This window comes from Bacillus sp. AFS017336, assembly GCF_002555445.1.
Taxonomy (GTDB): domain Bacteria; phylum Bacillota; class Bacilli; order Bacillales; family Bacillaceae_G; genus Gottfriedia.
Genome location: NZ_NUCO01000033.1, coordinates 1 through 19370, shown reverse-complemented (window position 1 = coordinate 19370; position 19370 = coordinate 1). Strand labels below are relative to the sequence as shown.

Below are 19370 nucleotides of genomic sequence, written 5' to 3'. Positions count from 1 at the left end.
TAAAAGATGTTTATACTATTCTATTAGTACAAACATCAAACATAATCGTTCATATTTTCACAAACTTAATTCCAAAAAATCAATTGTTTCTCTATATTATCCTTATTAATATAATTTTTTTGCATTGAAAAAGGACAGCCTAAGTTATATTTTTTAATATCATCATTTACTTCTGAAATCATTTTTGTGACATCTTTACTTTTAGAACCTGTTTTTAATTTTTCTAAAATAGATTGTAGCTTCTTATATATTTTCTTCTGCTGATCTACCCAATCTGGTTTATAACCCGACTTTTTAATGACTGTTGTTAATAAATCATCTTTTAGTAGCTCTTTAGGTAACGGCTTACCTAATCCAGGTAAATCTTCAAACCCACCTTCTTCTTCATGACGTTTAACAATTTCGCTTAACCAATCTACATATTTTCCATTATTCGTCATATTTTTGCCACCTTTTTAGTTTGTCCTACACTACTTAATTCGTTAATTTTTAACAATTTCCTTTCTTTATCTTATGCATTGGAATGATTTATGTAAGAGTATAACTTTAACCAAATTGTGAACTTTTTTAAATAATTTGTTCACTATGGATATAGAAAATAAACCTCGACCATATTACGGAAGAGGTTTATTTGAATTCGTTTATATGTAATTCATATCTCTTAAATACTTAAGCTACCAAAAAGCATAAGTGCGAAAATAATATAAGGAAAGAGTATTAAAAACCATATAAAAGGCTTTTTCCACGAATCAAGCTTGTCATAGATTGCTATAGTCATTAATAAGAAAACTCCAAATGGAATTAATAAGAAACTATACGTACTAGTGTAAGGGATTTTCTGTAAAATTACGTATAAAAAAAACACTCCAATACAGCTAATAAGCTTAAAATTTGTACTTTTATTGATTATCAATCGTGTAATGACACAAGTAATCAGTAAGATCGCAACAAAATAGCCTAAGAAATACTTTGTAAAGTAAAAGGATCCTGATAATTCTCCACCAGCCCCGGTACCATCGGCGTCAGTAGACATCACAAATAAAAAAAACAACATTGGAAAGATAATGGGACTTGTAACTAGCATTGTGAAACCAATTGCAGCAGACACTTTCTTTAATAATTCCCTCAAAATGAACACTCCTAATTTAATTCTCTAGTTTTATCTTACGAGAAGGAACTAAAAAAATATATAGGAGAAAATGGTTGAATATCTGGTATGAATAATTGTTTTCTAGGTATAGTTAAACCTTCACCCTTATGTAAAAATAGTACTGCTGGGAATACTCAATTCTCATTTATGTATGAAACCTTCTGTTTTAGATAAATTCTTCAGTTATATTCTATTATTTCTCCTTCAAATTCACCGCATTTTGAACAAATGCATTCAGTCGACATCAAGTTTAAATTGTATTTGTTCAGACAACTCCTCAGGCGTCCAGTCATTCCCTACTAAACTTTCCCCACTTAAATTGGCTGCAATATATAGTCCATCTTTATCAAGGCGAGGTAACCAAACATTTTTGAACGTTTCTAAAGACATCTCTAGAACTTGATAATCATGGTATACAGGTATACTTTTAATAACAGTCTCAGTTCTTAATTTTGACGACCAAAACGGCATTGATTCTTCCCTGTCACTTGAAGTGGTCGGAATGCCTTCATTATTTTTAATCGTCCATACTTTTTGCTGTTCAATTATCTCGTTTATGAAGTCATAACCATAAAACTCATCCACTAATTTTATACTACCACTCTCAGCTTCAACTTCTGCCATTTCAACATCAAAGTTAGGATCTTTAAGCCATTGTAGATAGTGAATAATTTCGTGAGCCATACAATTTAGAATTGCGTAAATAGCATTCCCTTCTCCAATTTCCAAAACTAGTTCTTCATAGTCTCCTGTTGCAACTCTAATAAATGGTTCTTCATTTTTATCATACGGTCCAAAAAAAGTTGCACTAACCATTTCTTTATCAATTGCTTTTATTTGATAAGCTTTTTTCAGATAAACAACAACTCTTATCGGAAATTTCATTTTTAAACGTAACCACGCAGCAAAATCTAAACAAGATTGTCTAACACTTGGTTCTACGCCTTTTTCGCACCTAACTCTTAAACCTGTACGCGGGGATTGTATATTTATCATAGTATCCTTACCCTTTTTATTTTTCTTGGTACATTCGTTAATGTATTACCTTAAACCTTCTTCAACTGTGACGAACGGAAAATGAAGATTCATCCTGTATTTATTCTACTCGAACGCAGGCATTAGTTGTACAACTTGATCATCTATTAAGTCGCACATTTTTTAAAAAGTAAATGGCAGTTTAAGAGCAAAAGTGAATGCTATAATTAGTGAAGTTGAATGTGATACCTGTTCAGATAAAAATTAAAATATTGAAGGAATGGAGCTTCCATTATTAGAATTATAAAGTAAAAGATAGTAGAATGATTGGATCTATCTAACACAATTGAATGCTTAATATAAAAAAAGAAGGTGATTCTAAAATGGCAAATAAAGCAAAGATTAAAAATATTATTGAAGAAATGGAAATGCAAAATGATGGTTATCGTTCTTTCGTTAATATAAGAACTGGAGAAGTAATTTCAGTATCTGAAGATGATCTTATAGATGCTGAAGAGAAAAAACCAATAAATAATTTACATGATTGGCAAATAGAAAATTTAGAAATTGCGAATGAAATTATTGAAAATTTTGAGGATTACAAGGAACTGCCAACAAAATATGAAATTAATGAATATCAAATAATAGAAGATTTTTGTTTGACGATTCCTGATGAGAAAATTCAAAGAATACTACTATGAACAATCGGCGGAAAAGGAGCATTTAGAAGATTTAAAGAAACGATCAAAGATTTTGAAATTGAAATGGATTGGTATAAATATCGTGACAAACGCTATAAAGAATTGGCGATAGCGTGGTGTCAAAATAATGAAGTTGAGTACATAGAGTAGCTTGGGTTCGAGATGAATAGTAACGGGTAGTACTAAATTAATAGGTCGATGGGATTACTGGAAAATAATTTACTTTTAGTATTGGAGCTGTATTTTTTGAATTACTTTTTGAAACTTAACGCAGTAAGTGCTCTTTATGGGTTACTTGCATTCCTATTTATTTATTCACTATTCAGCAGCGAACAAATCCACGATTTAACAGGATTGAATTCAAATTTAATATGGAACATTTTATTAGGAGTAGCATTAATATTCTTGATTGCATCGTTTATTATAGTTCCTTTGCTAACAAAAAAATGGTTAGAAGCTAGACTTTGGTCTTTATTTTCTTCTGTTATATGGCTTCCATATTTCGTTTTGTTTATTATAATAGCAGGTTTTTTATTTCCAAATAATGATCTAAATGATGATAATTTCGGAGTTGGATTAATACTGTTGTTCTTTTTAATTTTCTATCCTGTTTCTTTATTCATTACAACGTTTATTGGAACTAGACTAAAAAAATCTACATGAAATTCTTATAGAATAAAACCATACTTTTGTTCTTTAAAATTAACGGCTGTCTAATTTGATAGCCTCTTTTTTAGTTTATAAATTAAAGAAAAGAGATACCGTTAAAACCACCAGTTTCACTTTTCGATAATTCGATTATATAAATCAATATTGATCGTTGAAATATGTATGATTAATATTTAAGCTCGATGTCTTTGAATAAACACATTTTCTTTATAATTTTTTAACATTCCTCTTTCTCTCAAATACTCCTTAAAGTACAAGTTCGCTTCTTTTCTCTCATCATAAGGGTTCTTAGATAATACAAATCCTAGTTTATCTTCCTTTTGAAGTTCCACACCAGACAAGTATAAATGTATTTTATGTTGATGATAAATTTCTTTTAACGGCTCCATGAAATTAATAGCGAACGCAGAAAGCATTTTCATTTCCGTCTCGAATGTAAACCTTGTAACATAAGATAGATCCACGAATATTACCCCAATAAATCCTGTATTAGAAATTTCAGCCCTTACTGTTTTTTCATTTTTCAAATGGCCAATTTCACGAAGATATTCAATAAAATAACGAATGCCCTCTTCTTTCTCGAATGGCTTTTTTGATAAAATTAATCCAATTTTCTTTTCCGTACGTAAATATTCACAAGTTATATATGCTGGAATATTTTGCTTTTGAAACAATGTACACGCTGCTTGTAATAGGCCGTTTAATACTTCATGTATAATTAATGGATGTTTCCTTGTGAAATAATATGTATTTTCTTGCAATTCTTCCGTATCAATGAAACTTGCCCCGATAAAACCTGTATTGGATATAATAGGCGTTTTAGAATTCCTTTTAGTTGCTCCAGTTTTTTTCATCATGCAAGTTCCTTTCATACTAAAATATATATAGTAGAACATTAGTTCGTGTTTTATATTTTAATCATACACAATATTATTTAAAATGTAAATCTTAAAAATGAAAAAAGGATACGAAATTTTTCGCATCCTTGAAATTACGCTTATTTGATCGATTTCTTAAGAAACAGTTTCTTCCTCAACATCTACATAACAATCCATTGTATGTACTTCTTTATCTTCATGATTCCCAAAGTAAATAGTGAAATTCATTGTTTAACACCCTTTCACAAAGGATCTAAGTTTAATTATTATTTTATATAATTATATTATTTTTTCCAAGAAATAACAACAGTTAGCTTGTTTTTGAAAGGAGATGTTTAGGTTAGTAGAAAATTATTTTAGTTAATTCCTATATTTTTACATCTTCATTGCAATGATTTTAATATTTTATACTTAACTTCAACAACATACAACTTACTTCCTCAAAGTCATTAAACTCTCGGCTAAACTTTTTATAGTCACCAATCTTAAATTCAATAAATTTATATTGTGCAAACCGCTCAAAGAATGAAAAGTGTAAAATTACACCTGATCCATAGGAACTATTAAATGGCTATGTTAAACCAAAATGTTGATTTTCGCATATTAATGCAATGCTTTAGTTGCATATGAAAATTTTATCAAAACTTTTGCTATTTCCTTTTAACATAAATATCGTATTGGGTATTATCGTTAAATCGATCACTTCGAGCATTTACTGGTAATTCTACTTTATACTTTACACCTTCATCTTTCAATTTAGAAATGGTCTTAAAATAGTCTTCATATCCGTACGCTGTATATATTAATTCCCATTTTCTATTTAATATTTAATTGAACAATTGAAATAAGCCCTATAATCAATACTAATAAAATGCCCCCTACCCACATGGTTTCTCCCCCATATAAAACTCCATAACTAATTATATTCATATTACTATGAGGGATTCCTTTACACATACTTTTATTTAACTATCTGCCATTTTGTCGAATAAGAAAAAGCCACCTGAATTGGCAGCTTTTATTCAACTCATGCACTGCATTAGTTGCAAAACATCCATTACTTTTCTACCCATATTTTATATATCATTTTTCCGTTAATTTTTTCTTCTTGTAAACAAATTCTGCCTTTTGTATTATTGTGCATTAACCATTCAGGTAAAAGATTTGCCAAACACTTTACCACCTTTTCATCAGGTGTAGAGTATCCCACATTTGTATTAGAACGTAAATACAGACCAAAATCTGGATATAATGCATCAGCCCACATTTCTGCTTGCCGATGTGTTTCGAAAATATAATTATCTTCTTTGTAGCTACCGTTAATCCATATTACATTCATAGGACCACTCGCCTTCGAAGGGTTTAATTCATGTTTATGACTGAATTTATTTATTCAGTTGAACTATCGCAGAGCGTTAGTTGTACAACGATAATGATTAATTGAGTACTAATTTAATTTCTAGTTTAAATAGAGAAACAAATTCTTTTTTATTTGTCAAAAATAGTTAGAAATAAAATTAATATCAAAAATCCACCAGTTATTGTCGAAAGAATAATCCCAGCAATAAAATTTTTCTTTAGTTTGTTTTTATAAGAAGTGAAAATTGTAATAAATGAAATTATGAATGAAATTATTAATAAAATTAAATAAAAAGAATCGCTTGTTGGCAAATATATCACCCCTTTTTGAATCACACTTTTCATACAATTTATCTATATTTAACTACCATTATTTATTCTATATTAATGATAAATAGTCCTTTCCTTGTTCAACTAAACTGCCATTAGCTGCATAAGAAAAACGATACTTCGTTATTGAAGAATCGCACCCGTTAGCTGCATAACTTTTTAAAATTATAGAATCACGCTAAGTGTTGATACTCCCTGTTAAGCTAACGGGGAGGATAACAGGTTAATATGACGAATTATAGTTGAAATAGACAAAGTTAACGTTATAGGAGGTAACAACAATGTTGAAACTATTCGAATATAACTGGCAAGTCCGCAATGACTGGTTCGACTGGTGTGAAAATGTGAGCGTAGAAGAGTTGATGAAAAGACACAATGGTGGTGTAGGGTACATCCTTCCAACGCTCTATCACATTGTGGCAGTCGAGTATGGTTGGATATGTGGTGGGATTCTAGAAAAATCGATTAATATCCCTTTGTTCGAGGAAGTGGCCAGCCTACAAAAAATAAAGGATTTTTCCAACAGTTGTCACGTGGAACTTGCTCCATTTATCTACGATTGGAACGATGGCCTTGAAGATCACATAATGATTGATATCTTGGATGATGGTAAACAGGAAGCACATAGATACGGTGAAGTAATGCGGCATGTTATCGTCCATGAGATCCACCACATTGGTCAATTATCTATATGGTCACGAGAAATTGGAAAAAAGCCAGTTACTGCAAACTTGATTGGTAGGAGTTTATTCGATATTTAACAATTGGACTTTCAGAGGAATTTTAACCATATTTAAAATAGGTGGTTTTCTTTTTTTATTCAACTAAAGCATTAGTTAGTTGAACAAGAAGAATCCTTTATTTGCTATACGAACCTAAAATTCGTTACAAGAAACTCAAAAAGGCAACTTCTTTAAGGAAGTTACCTTTTGCTAGAAATTGTTTTGATAAACACTTCACACGTTCTACATATGCCCTTCCAATTTTTAGATTCACATCAAATTTAATTACTTTCTTTTCAACGTAATCAAATTCGAAAGAAGCATAAATTTGGTGCCAGTATTATTAAAAATTAATATTTAATCAATTTGATCCATCTTCAGTTCCCCTGAGTCAGCCTCTTTTCTACTAAAGCTTTGTACGCAAACTCAAAAGCTCCGGGAAAAATTGTTGATCTAGAACTCTTTTTAAATAACTAACTCCTGAAGATCCGCCTGTTCCCATCTTATTTCCGATAATTCTTTCAACCGTCGACATGTGATTAAAGCGCCACAGCTGCTGCTGGTTGCCAATATCGACTAGCTTCTCTGCCAACTCATATAGATCCCAATATTGTTCGGGATTGCGATAGACTGTCAGCCATGCATTTTCAACACTCTCATTTGGTTCATAGCTTTGTGACCAGTCACGTTCAAGAGCTTCTTTATCAACCGATAAACCATGCGCCACAAGTGCAGATATGGCAGCATCATAAATACTCGGTTCATGAAGAGCATTTAGCAACATCGAATGTAACTCCTTCTGATGTTGATAAACAGCCAGCGTATGTGCATTTTTGTTTCCTAGCGCAAATTCAATCAAGCGATTCTGATAGGATTGGAATCCAGAGGAATGGCCCAGTTTGTCACGGAATTGCATATATTCAGATGGTGTCAACGTCGAAAGGACGCTCCATGACTGGATTAACTGTTGTTGAATGCGGGAAACACGTGCCAGCATTTTAATTGATGGTTCTAAATCATTGCGGCGAATACAAGCAATCGCCGAATTCATTTCATGTAAAATTAGCTTCATCCAAAGCTCGCTTGTTTGATGAATGATGATAAAAAGCATCTCATCATGGTGGTTCGAAAGTCGATGTTGGCTTGATAAAATCTGATCAAGGCTGAGATAATCACCGTATGACATTTCTTTTTGAAAGTCTAATTGAATACTATTTTCGAGATTTTTATTATCTATGTTTCCCATTCTATAAGCCCCCTCATAATCAATCTATTTTATTTTAATACATTTTCTTATTGCTTAGTTAAAATAAATCACTTTTTTTAAAATTGTATGTACAAAACGACAACTCAATTATTAATTTTATGGATCTCAAATCTGTTTTTAAAGTCTCTTTTATTTTTACAAATTTATAGCAGATAAGTGGCTTTATATTAGTGATAATAAAAATGATGTCCAACTGACGCATCCGCTAGTTACGTAAGAATATTGATCTCTTTGTAATGTTTAAAAGGAGCGTTTACTACGAATTTTGACGGATTATCGAAAGTACAATTGGATAAATCAATTTAAATATGTAAGAAGGTCTTGAAACGGTATCTTAATATAGTTTGATAGACCTCCATCTTCTTCTTGAACATACAATCTAACGTCTAAACCTTCTATACGGTCTACAATTGTATAAGAACCTTTATATTTAATTTCTGTACCATAAAGACCAATTTTCATATCTTCCAACTCTTTGTGCTTACTTAATATTTCTTCAGCTAAAGCTACTTTTGATTTTTCTGTCATAAATGATTCTCCTTCTTCTCCCCCGTTATACCGGTCTCTATTTAATTTATAAATCGGCGTTTATAATTGTTAAATTTAGTTATACAAGCGGTGGACTTTATAGAACTAACGCATGCGTTAGTTGGTTAAGATATCATTCAAACATAATTTTTAATGAATTTGTATACTAAGATAAACAAGAAAAAAATAATTACAGTAAACGCACTATCTCTAGTAATAGCAAAAGCAATCTTTTTACGAGTGCCTTCCTTTTCATAGTGTTTATCAAATAAATGATGAAAAAAATTAAAACCAACGAAAACAAAAAACCAGCTCACAAAATTAGATAGAGTTAGATTTATTTTAATCACGCCTTTTTAAAATACTTTAGGAAAATTATACCTATATAACGGGTATTTGTAATTTGGGGGAATTTCGCTTTTTCACAAAAAAATCCCACTATTTAGCTGATTTTTTATACAACATACGCACGCGTTAGTTGCATAAGAATGGTATAAAATTTATATCATCTTTTTCTATAAATGCTTAACTGACCTCCAGATGTTAGACTTTTTTTAATAGGATTTATGGAATAAAAATAATCGGTAACGAAAATGTATCGTCACCGATTATTTAATAATTAACAACTATTCAATTACTCTAATCCAAGATCAGTTAAAACATCATCTAAAGTTTTACCTTTAAATTTCTTAGCTGCCTTAGGTGAATTGTCGTTAAATGGATTTTGCATTTGGTAGTTATTAATTACATACTGCATATCTTTTTCATCAACTACACCATCATAGTTAATATCTACATCACGTTTATTTGTGCCCCAATATGTTTGAATGTAAAGAGCATCTTTTACGTCGATTACATTATCTTTATTCACGTCACCACCAGGGATATAGCTATAATCAACTGGTTTAGATCCTGCAGTAACTTTACCGTCTTCTTTCAATCCAACTGTAAAATCTTTCGTGAATGTGAAATGTCCTGGTACGTCAATTGATAATGTAAATGGTTTATCTGTAATTGGTAATCTAGATGTGAAACCTTCTGGAGCAGATACAATATAACCTAACGGATCTGCTACCCCGTATTCTTTTCCATTTGAATCTTTTACGCTAATCTTTGAACCAGCTTTATTATAGTCAATCTTAGACATTACTAGATTTCCTAAATTACTAAATCCTGTAGCTAGTCCTTCAGCTAGAACAGCACTTCTCATTAGAGAATAAGTAGGAGTGATATAGAAATAAGGTTGAACGCCTTGAGTTGTTACACTAGTATTATCCACATTCGTATAAACAGCTTTAAAGAATCTAGATGAACCAGTTGGATCTTCGAACTGCATACCACCTTTGTAGTATTTGTCTTTTGCTTTGAATGTTACGTCTACTAAAGAAGTATCTCCAGTAATACCTGTCGTCGCAAGGTCACCAAGTGCCGTTGCTGTGATCGTCATAACATTGTACGTACTATTAAAAGGTTTAGTTGTATATTGAACATCTAATTTTCCGTCATATGTTCCATGTGGCTTTACATTTGTAACGTCTAGGTACGTAGTTGGATATAAGAATGAGTATTCAGCTTTTTTCACTGGAGTTGCGATATTTTTCGTTGAGAACGTTACTGTTGTAGAATCTCCCATGTTGATTCTTTGTTTATCAGAAATTGCTGTTGTATAAGCAGTTCCTTTTTTAATAAAGTATACGTCTTTAAAGCTTCCATAATTTTCTACAGTTGATTTATCTCTGTCATAGAAATCATACTCTGTAATTGGTAATGTGTTTGGACCCGCTGTTGCTAATGGAATTGTCGAATTGAAATTTCCATTTTGATCTACTGGAATGTTAATTTCAGCAGAATTATTTGGATTATAATAATACATGTGATTGTCGCCTTGTGAAGCAGTAATACCTGCTGCTTGCATTTCAGCAATGTTTTTATCAAATGCATTACCTGTTACTGTAACCGTTTTGTCAGTTGCATTAGCAGTTTCAACAATTTGACCTGCTTCGTAGTTCATCGTAACTTTTGGCTCTTTCTGTCCATAGAAAATTGGAGCGTCACTAGAGAAGGTTACACCTTTATCGTTTGTGCCAACCATTCTAATTTTCCATAATCCTGGGTCAACTTCCTTATAATCAAATGTAATTGGGTTATCCGGGTTTCCTGTTAAAGGATAATATTGACCATTGTTCAATACGCCACGGAAATAATATTGAATCTTTTCATCTGCACCCATTCCATCAGCAGTACCAAGGTATCCGATTTCTTCATTTGTCTTTGGATCGACAAGGAAGAAGTCAAACGTACGCATATGAGATTTCACTTGAAAGTCCACACCAACTGACCATTTTGTTGCATTACTTCCTGCTTCATATGGTAAAGTGAATGCAGCTGGATCTCCTTTAACATAATCAATTCCTTCATCCACTGTATGAATTGCAAACGGAATTTTATATGTTTCATCAGGGTTCTTTTGATTTGTATAAACAACATAACCTTCATACGTTCCAAGTTTTGCTGTTTTAGGAACATTGATCGTTGCATCCATATTTGCACTGCTGTATCGTTTCACTTTTATAGATGATTTTACATCTAATGTTACGCCATTTGCAGCAGCATCTTGGTCTGCTCGAGAGTCATTTGTGAAGCGTGCGTCTAATGTCTGGAATTGAACCTTTACATCATATGTTTTATCTTCAGAGCCTTTATTAAATAAAGTCATTGAACGTTGATCAGTAATAACCTTTCCATTAGCTGCCATTTCACCAAAACTTAATGCTCCAGTTATGTTTTTAATTGTTTTGATTCCCTTACTTGCTAGTGTTGTACTATCCGTATTACTAGCGTTACTGCTTAACGTTTTCGTCTTGTCTTTCACTTGAATTTCTGTTTGTGCATGAACAGCTTTATATGGATTAACAAGACCTGCCCCTACTTCATAAACACTATATTTATCATTTAATGGTTCAGCCGTATTCATAAGTGTTGCTTTAATATCAGCTGGCGTCATATCTGGGTGAGCTTGCTTTAATAAAGCTGCTACTCCAGAAACGTTCGGTGTAGCCATCGATGTACCAGATAAGCGTTCATACGCATTTTGATAGTCAGTTAATGGATTTCCATTATCATCTTTGTGCATATAAGCAGGTACTGTTGAGAAGACAGAAACACCTGGAGCTGTTACTTCTGGTTTAATATCATATAACACACGTGAAGGTCCTCTAGAACTAAAATCAGCTAATTTATTACCTGTCGTTACAGTTTGGCTCATATTACCGAATGTAAAGTCGATAGTTTTACCTTTATTTGCTTCATTTGTAAGTAATTGAAGAGAAATAGCATTTCCTAATTGGTAATTTAATAAGAACGTTGGAATATAGCCATATGTGTTACCTAAAAATACATCTTGTAATGTATCTCCAGGTGTATTGTATAAGACGACAGCTTTCGCTCCATGTGATTTAGCAATTCGAACGATATCAGATATATTCAAGTTTCCACGTTGTGCAAGTACAACTTTTCCCTTTACATCTATTGGAATAGTATAATTACCATTTGCATCTCGTTTATAATAAGATGTATCCGCACCGGCTGTTACATTTACCATTTGCAATGTTTGTCCTTGGAAATCTGCAATGTTATCAGAATATCCTTGTGCAGCTAACTTCAGATTAGATGGTGAATCACCTGTTGCTAAATGGGCTGTTGCTGTATATTGTGGAATCGTAACAGAAGTATCACTTGCTCCAACTGTGATTGCCAACGGAGCATTTCCTGGAGACCCTAATGTGTACATTCCAGGACCAGAGTTCCCTGCTGCTACAACTGCTGTTACCCCTGAAAGGACTGCGTTATTTACTGCAATTGCTGTAGGGAATAGTGGATCGTTGTAGTTTGCTCCAAGTGACATACTAATGATATCCATTCCGTCTGAAACTGCTCTATCAACACCTGCTAAAATTGCTGAGGTTGAACCCGATCCGTAACGACCTAATACACGATAAGAATAAATGTCAGCATCCGGTGCAACGCCTGTAACCGCATAGTCTGCATTGTTTTTACCTTGTCCTGCAATAATTCCAGCTACGTGCGTTCCATGCTCAGTATAATAAGCCTCGCCACCATTTGTTTCAGGCATTCCAGATTTCTTCCAATCAGCATAAGTTGTTTCCATCGGATCATTGTCATTATCAACGAAATCGTATCCACCTTTAAATGCACCTTTTAAATCCGGGTGATTATAATCGATACCTGTATCAATAATACCAACTTTAACACCTTTTCCTGTGTATCCTTCTTCATGAAGTTTTTCAACACCAGGGAATGTTACCATATTGTGAGTTGGACCTTGTTGCCCAGACCCTTGTTCTGAAGTAGTTGGGTCATCAAGTTGAACTTGTAAATCACTCCATACTGTCTGTACAGCACTAGATTTAAGTAACGCTTTTACTTTATTAGCAGGGAGTGTCATAGAAACTCCATTAAATGCTTTTTTGTATGAACGCTTAATCTTGTAAGGATTTTTCTCTTCTTTTAACTCTTTACTAAAAATCGTTTTTAAATCTTGATCAAATGATTCATGTGAAGCGTCTACTTTTTCTTGCGCATCTGCTTCAGAAAGAGTTGTTCCTTCAGTTTCTGCAACCATAACTGCAGTATTTGCTGGCTTGTCCTTAAATTCGACAATTACAGAAGTTGTAGCTTCACTCGTCAAATCTAATTCAGGTGATACTTGAAGTCCTGTTTTGTCACTGATTTTTAATTGTTTAATCGCCTCGCGTTGTGCTGGTGTTAGAGCTGATAAAACTTGTTCTACTTTTGAAACTGATTGTGCATGAACATTTTGTGTAATATGCATTGGAGTAATCACGCTAACTGCAAGTCCTGTTGTTAATGCCAAGGTAGTTACATTTTTTTTGATTTTCTTTTTCATCGTTACCCTTCTTCCTCTCTCTCTTGATAGTTTTATTATATTTAAATTTGACAGGATTTTATTTTTTGTAAATTTTATCAAGTTTAAATTTTTTTAAAATTTAAATATTTTAATCTGGCCTAGCTCAATTAAGCTTTTTTGAGATTACTTTGGATACTCCATAAGAATTTCCCCTGATATTATTTGTACTTAATAATTCTATATATTTATTTCTTTGATCTTCAGTCACGTGGTCTCTAAATTCCCAGTAAACAAGAAGACATTTTTTTAACTTTTCCAAATTCCCTAATTGAGTAGCTGAATAAGCCACTTCCAATAGTTCATCTAATCCATCTGGTAACAGCTTGCTTTTACACTGATACAAAGCAAATGCGTAATGAAAATCTAGATATATCTTCTGCTTTAGCCGCAGGTCTTTACTTTCAGTTATTTCATCAATGCTATGTCGATACGAATCTAAAAGTCTTTTTGCATCGTCTAATCGATTCAGAAGGACATATGCCTCTAGTACCCTGGGCAAGCCGACGTAAATATCCTCTCTATCTTTTAACCAATATAGATAATCGTCTGAGTAGTCCAACTGTCCAAAATCTAAAAGTGCAATATATCGGTTTCCGACTGCTACCTCAGCAAAGTAGTCATTTACTTGAGCGTATCGATCAATATAGGCCAATATTTCTTCGAGTGTACCGCCCAAGCGTGCAAGTGCAAAACTTTTATACATAAGAGCTCTTCCATAATACTCGCCATTCTCGACCATGTTCTCAAGCTTCTCAGCGTAATACAATACTTCTTCCCATTTCTCTCGTCTATAATAAAATGCTGCAATCCACAAATAAGCATCTTTTCGGATTTTTCTTGGAATTCGCATTAAATGCTCCAATACATACGTCAATGCATATTGCTCATCCTCAGACATTCTTACGATATAAAATCTCCTAAAATAACTGATTGCCAATTGATCTGACAAACCATTACGGTCTTTTTCAATGATTAGGTCATACAGAGCCAATGCTTTCTCCTCTTTTCCGGCTAAAAACAGCTTCTCAGCGACTGAGCAAATATAGCTCAAATAGTTGGCATGAATAGTGTCTAATTTTTCTTCTGTCATAATATATAACAGATCACGACTCAGCTTTTCATAATCATCAGTTATACATCTATATAAGAACTGAACAGTTCTGCGCTTATCTAAATATCCATTTTCGTTAAAACATTCCTCCAAATAATACGAATACAGTGCACCTTCCACTAATTCAAGCGCTTCCGTAATAGCATCCAGATTGCTTAAAGAAAGTGTTTGTTTATGATTAAAAACACGACTTAAATCACTGTTATGAATTCCCGTGTTTTGAGATAATTCCGTCTTTCTCAAGTTTTTCTCTTTCATACATTGTTGAATCTTCTGAAACAGAACTGCATTCATTCTTCTCACCTACGATTGTTTTTGTGTAATATAGCAACATATGATTTTAATTTCCCTTTAAAAAGATTGTTCATATTTTCATTATATTGACGTTTGATGGAATTTAACTTTTGCAAAATCACACCAAATTTATCCTATTTATCAACTGCTTGTTCAACAATATGTTAATAAGAGGATGATTGATTTCATGATCATCTCCATTTGGTTGTTCAACTAAGCTTGATTTAGTTCAATAAGAAAAATTGACGTTGTTGTAGTAAACGGGATGTTTTGCAATACAAAAAAAGGAAAGAAAAAACAGTTTATTCTGCTTTTCTATCCTTTTTTCTTTATTTGGTTTTAATTAAGTAAAAAACAATTAATCATCAATATGTTTAATCAATTTTGTACTTCAATAAATTTTTGACTTTTCTCTAATTATTATCATCTGAATGTGATGGTTAAAATAGACATCAACTTCTAATTACCTTCTTCTTTCTTATGCTTTACGGCTAATTCCTTGCTAATTTCACAATTAAATATTCAATCTCTCCTCGAATTCTCTTAAAGTTACCATAGTTATTTGTGTTATTCTTCTTCTTGTTATAGAAAAGTGTGAGCCTTTCGAGCACATACCAGTCGATTATATTTAGCCACTTAGTTGCTTTCGAGGATATTTTGTAATAATTCTTAAAGCCTTGAAGTCTACTATTTAATCGGAATCGTTTATTCAAATTCCAATCCTTTCTTAAAAAATCTTATGGGTATAGCTTTTGTAATTAATTTTTTAATGAGCGCTTATCCTGTCTGCGTTCCATTTCTAATAATTACTATTTTGAAAAAATCAAGTTTCCAATTAGGAATTGTAGAAAGTGGATTTGCTGTAGGAATGCTTTTTCTCTCCCTGGTGTTAAGTTTCGTGAAAAAACAAGTAAAAAGTCACCACTTTATCTTAGGAGGGTTAATTGGCATTGGGATCATTATTAGTCTCATTAGCATGCCATCCATATTCGGGGAACACGGTGTATGGTCTATAATCTATATGACAGTATTGTCTTTTTTACTGGGGGTAACTTGTACAATTATTAATATTCCAATTTTCGTAAAGCTACAGAGCGAAATCGATGACCAATACCGAGGTAGAGTCATGTCGCTTTTGGAGACAGTAGCAATTGGTTCTACACCAATTGGATATATCCTTTTTGGATTTTTATTAGATTTTTTACAATTACAGTGGTAATGAGTTTACTAGGTATCCTTCTAATCTGTTTTGCCCTTATTCATTACTCTAAAAGAACAATGAAATCAACAATTCATCAAAATTTCACTGAAATGAATGGATGAGTAATAGAATCCCACTGAATAAGAAAATTTCATTGGGATTCTATTTAATTTAGGATTGGACAAAAATGTTAATTCTTCTTCAACAACCATGAAAAACTTTAATTTATCCATAAGTAAAAGCACTCAAACAATGTTGAGTGCCTCAGCAATGGAAAATATTGCTTGTCTTTTATATTCATAGAATTGGTCATTATTTAATCCAAGTTCCGGATAAATATTAATATCTTTTATTCTATTTGGAGACAAGTATTTCTTTTCGATTATCTCACGTTCAATATCATCTAAAGCATATTCTAATGCTCGTTCCATTTGCTTTACTTTCAATCGCTTTTCCTTTTTTTATCTAGATTTTGTCGGATTTTTTTTCGAGATAAAATAAAAAAATCCTCTCTCGATGAGAATGACTATATTATTCCTTATACAACTAATGCACTGCGTTAGTTCAATAAGCTCCGACTTGGATAAACTATAAACGAGATTGAACTGTGTACTAATTCTGTTCTATCTCGTTTTTAAATGGGGCTCCTTTTTCCTTTGCAAATCTACGAGCTGCTACCACGCATAGTACAACGACGATATTAACTGCCACAAGTAACCAACCAACTTTCTCGTGCAGAATCAGAGAGGCAAGCAATAGTCCAAAGAATGGTTGGAGAAGTTGTAGCTGTCCAACTGCCGCAATGCCGCCCTGTGCTAAACCTCGATACCAGAACACAAATCCAACGAGCATACTGAATAAGGATACATAAGTCAGACTTAAGATAGCAGGACGGCCGATGTCCTCCCACGATTCCGGAGTAAAATAGAACGTAAGTGGAAGCATAAGGGGCAGCGACAGTACGAGAGCCCATGATATCACCTGCCAGTTCCCCAGCCGTTGTGAAAGTCTAGCACCTTCTGCATAACCGAGACCACATACAATGATTGAAGCCAACATGAAAGCGTCACCGATTGGTGATGATTCCCCACCATGGATTAGGGCAAATCCTGTAACTAAGAAGCTGCCTATAGCTGAAAAGATCCAAAAGGCTGGTCGGTGGCGTTCACCACCCCTAAGTACGCCAAAAATTGCCGTCGAAAGTGGAAGTAATCCAATGAAGATAATAGCATGCGCGGACGTGACATACTGAAGGGCCAAGGCTGTAAGTAGAGGGAAACCAATCACAACGCCAAGCGCCACTACAAATAGTGGAACAATGTCGCTTCTGTCAGGTCGTTTCTGCCGGAAGATTAGAAGGAGAGCTCCTGCCAATACGCCTGCTATCGCGGCGCGGCAGACTGTTAGGAACAACGGATTGAATTCAGCCACAGCCAAGCGCGTCGCAGGTAGCGAACCACTGAAGATGAGTACTCCTAGGAAACCATTAATCCAACCTTTTGTTGATTTATTCATTGCAATCACTCCAAAATTTGTCACTTCAAACCCATTTATTGATTAAAACGATTTTTAACTGGATTTGATAAATAAGGGTTTTGATTTGAAGTATTAATAATACTCTCATTAAGGAGGCAATTGAAATTAAAAAGTAAATTCTACTTGTATTCCACGACCCCCACTTCCCATAATATGTTAATTATTGCACTTAAATGATATTTCCTTCAATAAGCCACGATTGAAATTAATTTCAATTATTATTTATTTATTTATTAAACTGCTAATTACTTTATTAAAAAGAACCACCGAAACAACTCATGTTGTTGAACTAATGCATTGCGTTATTTGAAGAAGAATAATGTTATTCTTCACTAATTATTCCATATCTCATTTTTTCTCCAATCCATGAACTAACGTCTCTCCATCTGAGTCCTTTAGATGAAATCCAACTTACATCGTAATCTATATTTTTCTTTGGGCTCCAACTACTATCGTCAGCCCAATAAATTAATCCATCTTCAATTAACAAAGATGCTCCGTAAATTACTGAATCATAGTCTTCTGGAGATGGTGACAAATGGAATTGTTTAACACCTTCAAACATTAGTTCTATTGCTGATGTATTTTCAAACTGTCTTTGAAAAAGTATTCTTACATTGGTTCCTGAAGACATAGCCATCGATAAATCATCATCTACATAACTACCGGTCCACAAATATAACTCTTTTAAACAACTATCATGGAAACCTCCAAATAACATTTGAAGTTTTTTTATATCCTCAGTTGTTATAATCTCATTCCATTTCATTATTAATCACCATCCCAAAACAACTTGATCTTCAACTAACGCATGCGTTAGTTCAATAACTTGATATATATTTTTATCTTTCAATAATTAAACAGCATTGTTTTTTATATTTTTCATTTTGCCAATTATACATTTGTGAAAGTTGATTTAGAGATAATGCATTATAACTACATCTACTAAACGGTATATTTAACTCATCCATATCATCACTATTCCAAACTCTCCATAGTTCTAACACCTGTCCTTCTTTAATATTTTCTTTTAGATACTCTAGTAATTGATTCACCCTTTTTATCGAATAAAAAAAATCAATTTGATAAATGAAAGGATGATTTGTAAAACCACAATCACCAAATGTCGCTTCTTTTGTTATGACCAATTCGTCCAAATCGTCTTCATTTTCACAAAATAATACTTTAGCATCTGGGTCCATCTCCTCCCAAGGTACAAATTCATGTGGCTTTATTCCTAAATCAATAGCCTCTTTTACAGTAATAAATTTTATATTCGTATTATCTATTTCTGGTATTTCATAATTTGTTGCTATAAATGAATATCGACTCATTTAACCCCATCCTAATTAAATTGTATTAGTAATATCATTTTTCTCCATTATTTTCGACTTTTCAATTATTGAAATTAAAAACATTGTTTTTTCCTATCCTATAATATTCTATTAGATACAAATAAGTCCTTTTCTTATGCAACTAAACTGCCATTTAGTTTCATAAAAAACCGACTATTTAGCCGGTTTTTTATTCAACATACGCATGTGTTAGTTGTATAAGATTGAGTAATCTTTTTTTTATATAACACCCTAAAACAATCCGTTACTCATAAATAAAATGACACAAACAAAATATACATAACCCCAAGAAAAGTAGTATCATTAATAGTTTTTTTAAATACCACGGTAATAAATTAACAATATA

19 protein-coding genes and 1 pseudogene are annotated in these 19370 nt (G+C 32.8%); 5 read left to right on the top strand and 15 right to left on the bottom strand.

Annotated features, from left to right (window positions below; genetic code table 11):
• Positions 1–65: 65 nt before the first annotated feature.
• The 3 genes from CN601_RS18810 to CN601_RS27010 form a co-directional block, all read right to left on the bottom strand.
• Positions 66–440, bottom strand: coding sequence for a DnaJ family domain-containing protein (locus CN601_RS18810; RefSeq protein WP_098171931.1), 375 nt, complete (start codon positions 438–440; stop codon positions 66–68).
• A gap of 221 nt (positions 441–661) precedes the next feature.
• Positions 662–1129 carry a hypothetical protein gene (locus CN601_RS18805; RefSeq protein WP_098171930.1) on the bottom strand — a complete coding sequence of 156 codons (468 nt, stop codon included), beginning with the start codon at positions 1127–1129 and terminating at the stop codon, positions 662–664.
• Between the two features lie 255 nt (positions 1130–1384).
• Positions 1385–2146, bottom strand: coding sequence for a DUF2750 domain-containing protein (locus CN601_RS27010; protein ID WP_179865609.1), 762 nt, complete (start codon positions 2144–2146; stop codon positions 1385–1387).
• A gap of 362 nt (positions 2147–2508) precedes the next feature.
• Here CN601_RS27010 and CN601_RS18795 point away from each other — a divergent pair, with 362 nt between their 5' ends.
• From CN601_RS18795 to CN601_RS18785, 3 genes are all read left to right on the top strand, one after another.
• A complete protein-coding gene (locus tag CN601_RS18795) occupies positions 2509–2826 on the top strand; it encodes a hypothetical protein (RefSeq protein ID WP_098171929.1) in 318 nt (105 codons plus the stop codon).
• Between the two features lie 3 nt (positions 2827–2829).
• Positions 2830–2976, top strand: coding sequence for a UPF0158 family protein (locus CN601_RS28040; RefSeq protein ID WP_098171928.1), 147 nt, complete (start codon positions 2830–2832; stop codon positions 2974–2976).
• A gap of 96 nt (positions 2977–3072) precedes the next feature.
• Positions 3073–3489 carry a hypothetical protein gene (locus tag CN601_RS18785; protein ID WP_098171927.1) on the top strand — a complete coding sequence of 139 codons (417 nt, stop codon included), beginning with the start codon at positions 3073–3075 and terminating at the stop codon, positions 3487–3489.
• A gap of 179 nt (positions 3490–3668) precedes the next feature.
• On the opposite strand, the gene CN601_RS18780 is transcribed toward CN601_RS18785, so the two are convergent.
• From CN601_RS18780 to CN601_RS18770, 3 genes are all read right to left on the bottom strand, one after another.
• Positions 3669–4349: a hypothetical protein gene (locus tag CN601_RS18780; RefSeq protein ID WP_257131746.1), complete on the bottom strand. Its 681-nt coding sequence runs from the start codon at positions 4347–4349 to the stop codon at positions 3669–3671.
• Positions 4350–4770: 421 nt separating this feature from the next.
• Complete coding sequence (locus CN601_RS28035; protein ID WP_142317374.1) at positions 4771–4914, bottom strand: YxiJ family protein; 144 nt, start codon at positions 4912–4914, stop codon at positions 4771–4773.
• Positions 4915–5430: 516 nt separating this feature from the next.
• Positions 5431–5712, bottom strand: coding sequence for a hypothetical protein (locus CN601_RS18770; protein ID WP_098118483.1), 282 nt, complete (start codon positions 5710–5712; stop codon positions 5431–5433).
• A 631-nt stretch (positions 5713–6343) separates the two neighbouring features.
• On the opposite strand from CN601_RS18770, the gene CN601_RS18760 reads away from it, so the two are divergent.
• Positions 6344–6823: a DinB family protein gene (locus tag CN601_RS18760; RefSeq protein WP_098171925.1), complete on the top strand. Its 480-nt coding sequence runs from the start codon at positions 6344–6346 to the stop codon at positions 6821–6823.
• A gap of 367 nt (positions 6824–7190) precedes the next feature.
• On the opposite strand, the gene kynA is transcribed toward CN601_RS18760, so the two are convergent.
• The 5 genes from kynA to CN601_RS27615 form a co-directional block, all read right to left on the bottom strand.
• Complete coding sequence (kynA, locus tag CN601_RS18755; protein ID WP_098118486.1) at positions 7191–8030, bottom strand: tryptophan 2,3-dioxygenase; 840 nt, start codon at positions 8028–8030, stop codon at positions 7191–7193.
• Between the two features lie 318 nt (positions 8031–8348).
• Positions 8349–8579 (bottom strand): hypothetical protein, encoded by a 231-nt coding sequence (locus CN601_RS18750; RefSeq protein WP_098171924.1) that lies wholly within the window; start codon positions 8577–8579, stop codon positions 8349–8351.
• A gap of 634 nt (positions 8580–9213) precedes the next feature.
• On the bottom strand, positions 9214–13506 hold the full coding sequence (locus tag CN601_RS18745; protein ID WP_098171923.1) for a S8 family serine peptidase: 4293 nt from the start codon (positions 13504–13506) through the stop codon (positions 9214–9216).
• Positions 13507–13630: 124 nt separating this feature from the next.
• On the bottom strand, positions 13631–14881 hold the full coding sequence (locus tag CN601_RS18740) for a helix-turn-helix domain-containing protein (RefSeq protein ID WP_179865608.1): 1251 nt from the start codon (positions 14879–14881) through the stop codon (positions 13631–13633).
• Positions 14841–14972 (bottom strand): hypothetical protein, encoded by a 132-nt coding sequence (locus CN601_RS27615; protein WP_257131745.1) that lies wholly within the window; start codon positions 14970–14972, stop codon positions 14841–14843. The genes CN601_RS18740 and CN601_RS27615 overlap by 41 nt, the downstream gene beginning before the upstream one ends.
• A gap of 858 nt (positions 14973–15830) precedes the next feature.
• On the opposite strand from CN601_RS27615, the gene CN601_RS18735 reads away from it, so the two are divergent.
• Positions 15831–16151, top strand: a complete 321-nt coding sequence (locus tag CN601_RS18735; RefSeq protein WP_098171921.1) for a hypothetical protein — start codon at positions 15831–15833, stop codon at positions 16149–16151.
• Between the two features lie 227 nt (positions 16152–16378).
• Here the strand turns inward: CN601_RS18735 and CN601_RS18730 are convergent.
• The 4 genes and pseudogenes from CN601_RS18730 to CN601_RS18715 form a co-directional block, all read right to left on the bottom strand.
• A pseudogene (locus CN601_RS18730) lies at positions 16379–16579 on the bottom strand (ArpU family phage packaging/lysis transcriptional regulator); the annotation flags it as partial.
• A 166-nt stretch (positions 16580–16745) separates the two neighbouring features.
• A complete protein-coding gene (locus CN601_RS18725; RefSeq protein WP_098171920.1) occupies positions 16746–17648 on the bottom strand; it encodes a DMT family transporter in 903 nt (300 codons plus the stop codon).
• 343 nt (positions 17649–17991) lie between these two features.
• A complete protein-coding gene (locus CN601_RS18720) occupies positions 17992–18438 on the bottom strand; it encodes a hypothetical protein (protein ID WP_098171919.1) in 447 nt (148 codons plus the stop codon).
• A gap of 73 nt (positions 18439–18511) precedes the next feature.
• Positions 18512–19003, bottom strand: coding sequence for a magnesium transporter (locus tag CN601_RS18715; RefSeq protein WP_098171918.1), 492 nt, complete (start codon positions 19001–19003; stop codon positions 18512–18514).
• Positions 19004–19370: the final 367 nt, after the last annotated feature.

Bases quoted from the DNA above. Each gene is read 5' to 3' on its own strand.
- CN601_RS18725 (WP_098171920.1), bottom strand. From the start codon at position 17,648: ATGAATAAATCAACAAAAGGTTGGATTAATGGTTTCCTAGGAGTACTC.
- CN601_RS18750 (WP_098171924.1), bottom strand. From the start codon at position 8,579: ATGACAGAAAAATCAAAAGTAGCTTTAGCTGAAGAAATATTAAGTAAG.
- CN601_RS18810 (WP_098171931.1), bottom strand. From the start codon at position 440: ATGACGAATAATGGAAAATATGTAGATTGGTTAAGCGAAATTGTTAAA.
- CN601_RS18745 (WP_098171923.1), bottom strand. From the start codon at position 13,506: ATGAAAAAGAAAATCAAAAAAAATGTAACTACCTTGGCATTAACAACA.
- CN601_RS18795 (WP_098171929.1), top strand. From the start codon at position 2,509: ATGGCAAATAAAGCAAAGATTAAAAATATTATTGAAGAAATGGAAATG.
- CN601_RS18715 (WP_098171918.1), bottom strand. From the start codon at position 19,003: ATGAGTCGATATTCATTTATAGCAACAAATTATGAAATACCAGAAATA.
- CN601_RS27010 (WP_179865609.1), bottom strand. From the start codon at position 2,146: ATGATAAATATACAATCCCCGCGTACAGGTTTAAGAGTTAGGTGCGAA.
- CN601_RS18770 (WP_098118483.1), bottom strand. From the start codon at position 5,712: ATGAATGTAATATGGATTAACGGTAGCTACAAAGAAGATAATTATATT.
- CN601_RS18780 (WP_257131746.1), bottom strand. From the start codon at position 4,349: ATGAAAAAAACTGGAGCAACTAAAAGGAATTCTAAAACGCCTATTATA.
- CN601_RS27615 (WP_257131745.1), bottom strand. From the start codon at position 14,972: ATGTTGCTATATTACACAAAAACAATCGTAGGTGAGAAGAATGAATGC.
- CN601_RS18760 (WP_098171925.1), top strand. From the start codon at position 6,344: ATGTTGAAACTATTCGAATATAACTGGCAAGTCCGCAATGACTGGTTC.
- CN601_RS18720 (WP_098171919.1), bottom strand. From the start codon at position 18,438: ATGAAATGGAATGAGATTATAACAACTGAGGATATAAAAAAACTTCAA.
- kynA (WP_098118486.1), bottom strand. From the start codon at position 8,030: ATGGGAAACATAGATAATAAAAATCTCGAAAATAGTATTCAATTAGAC.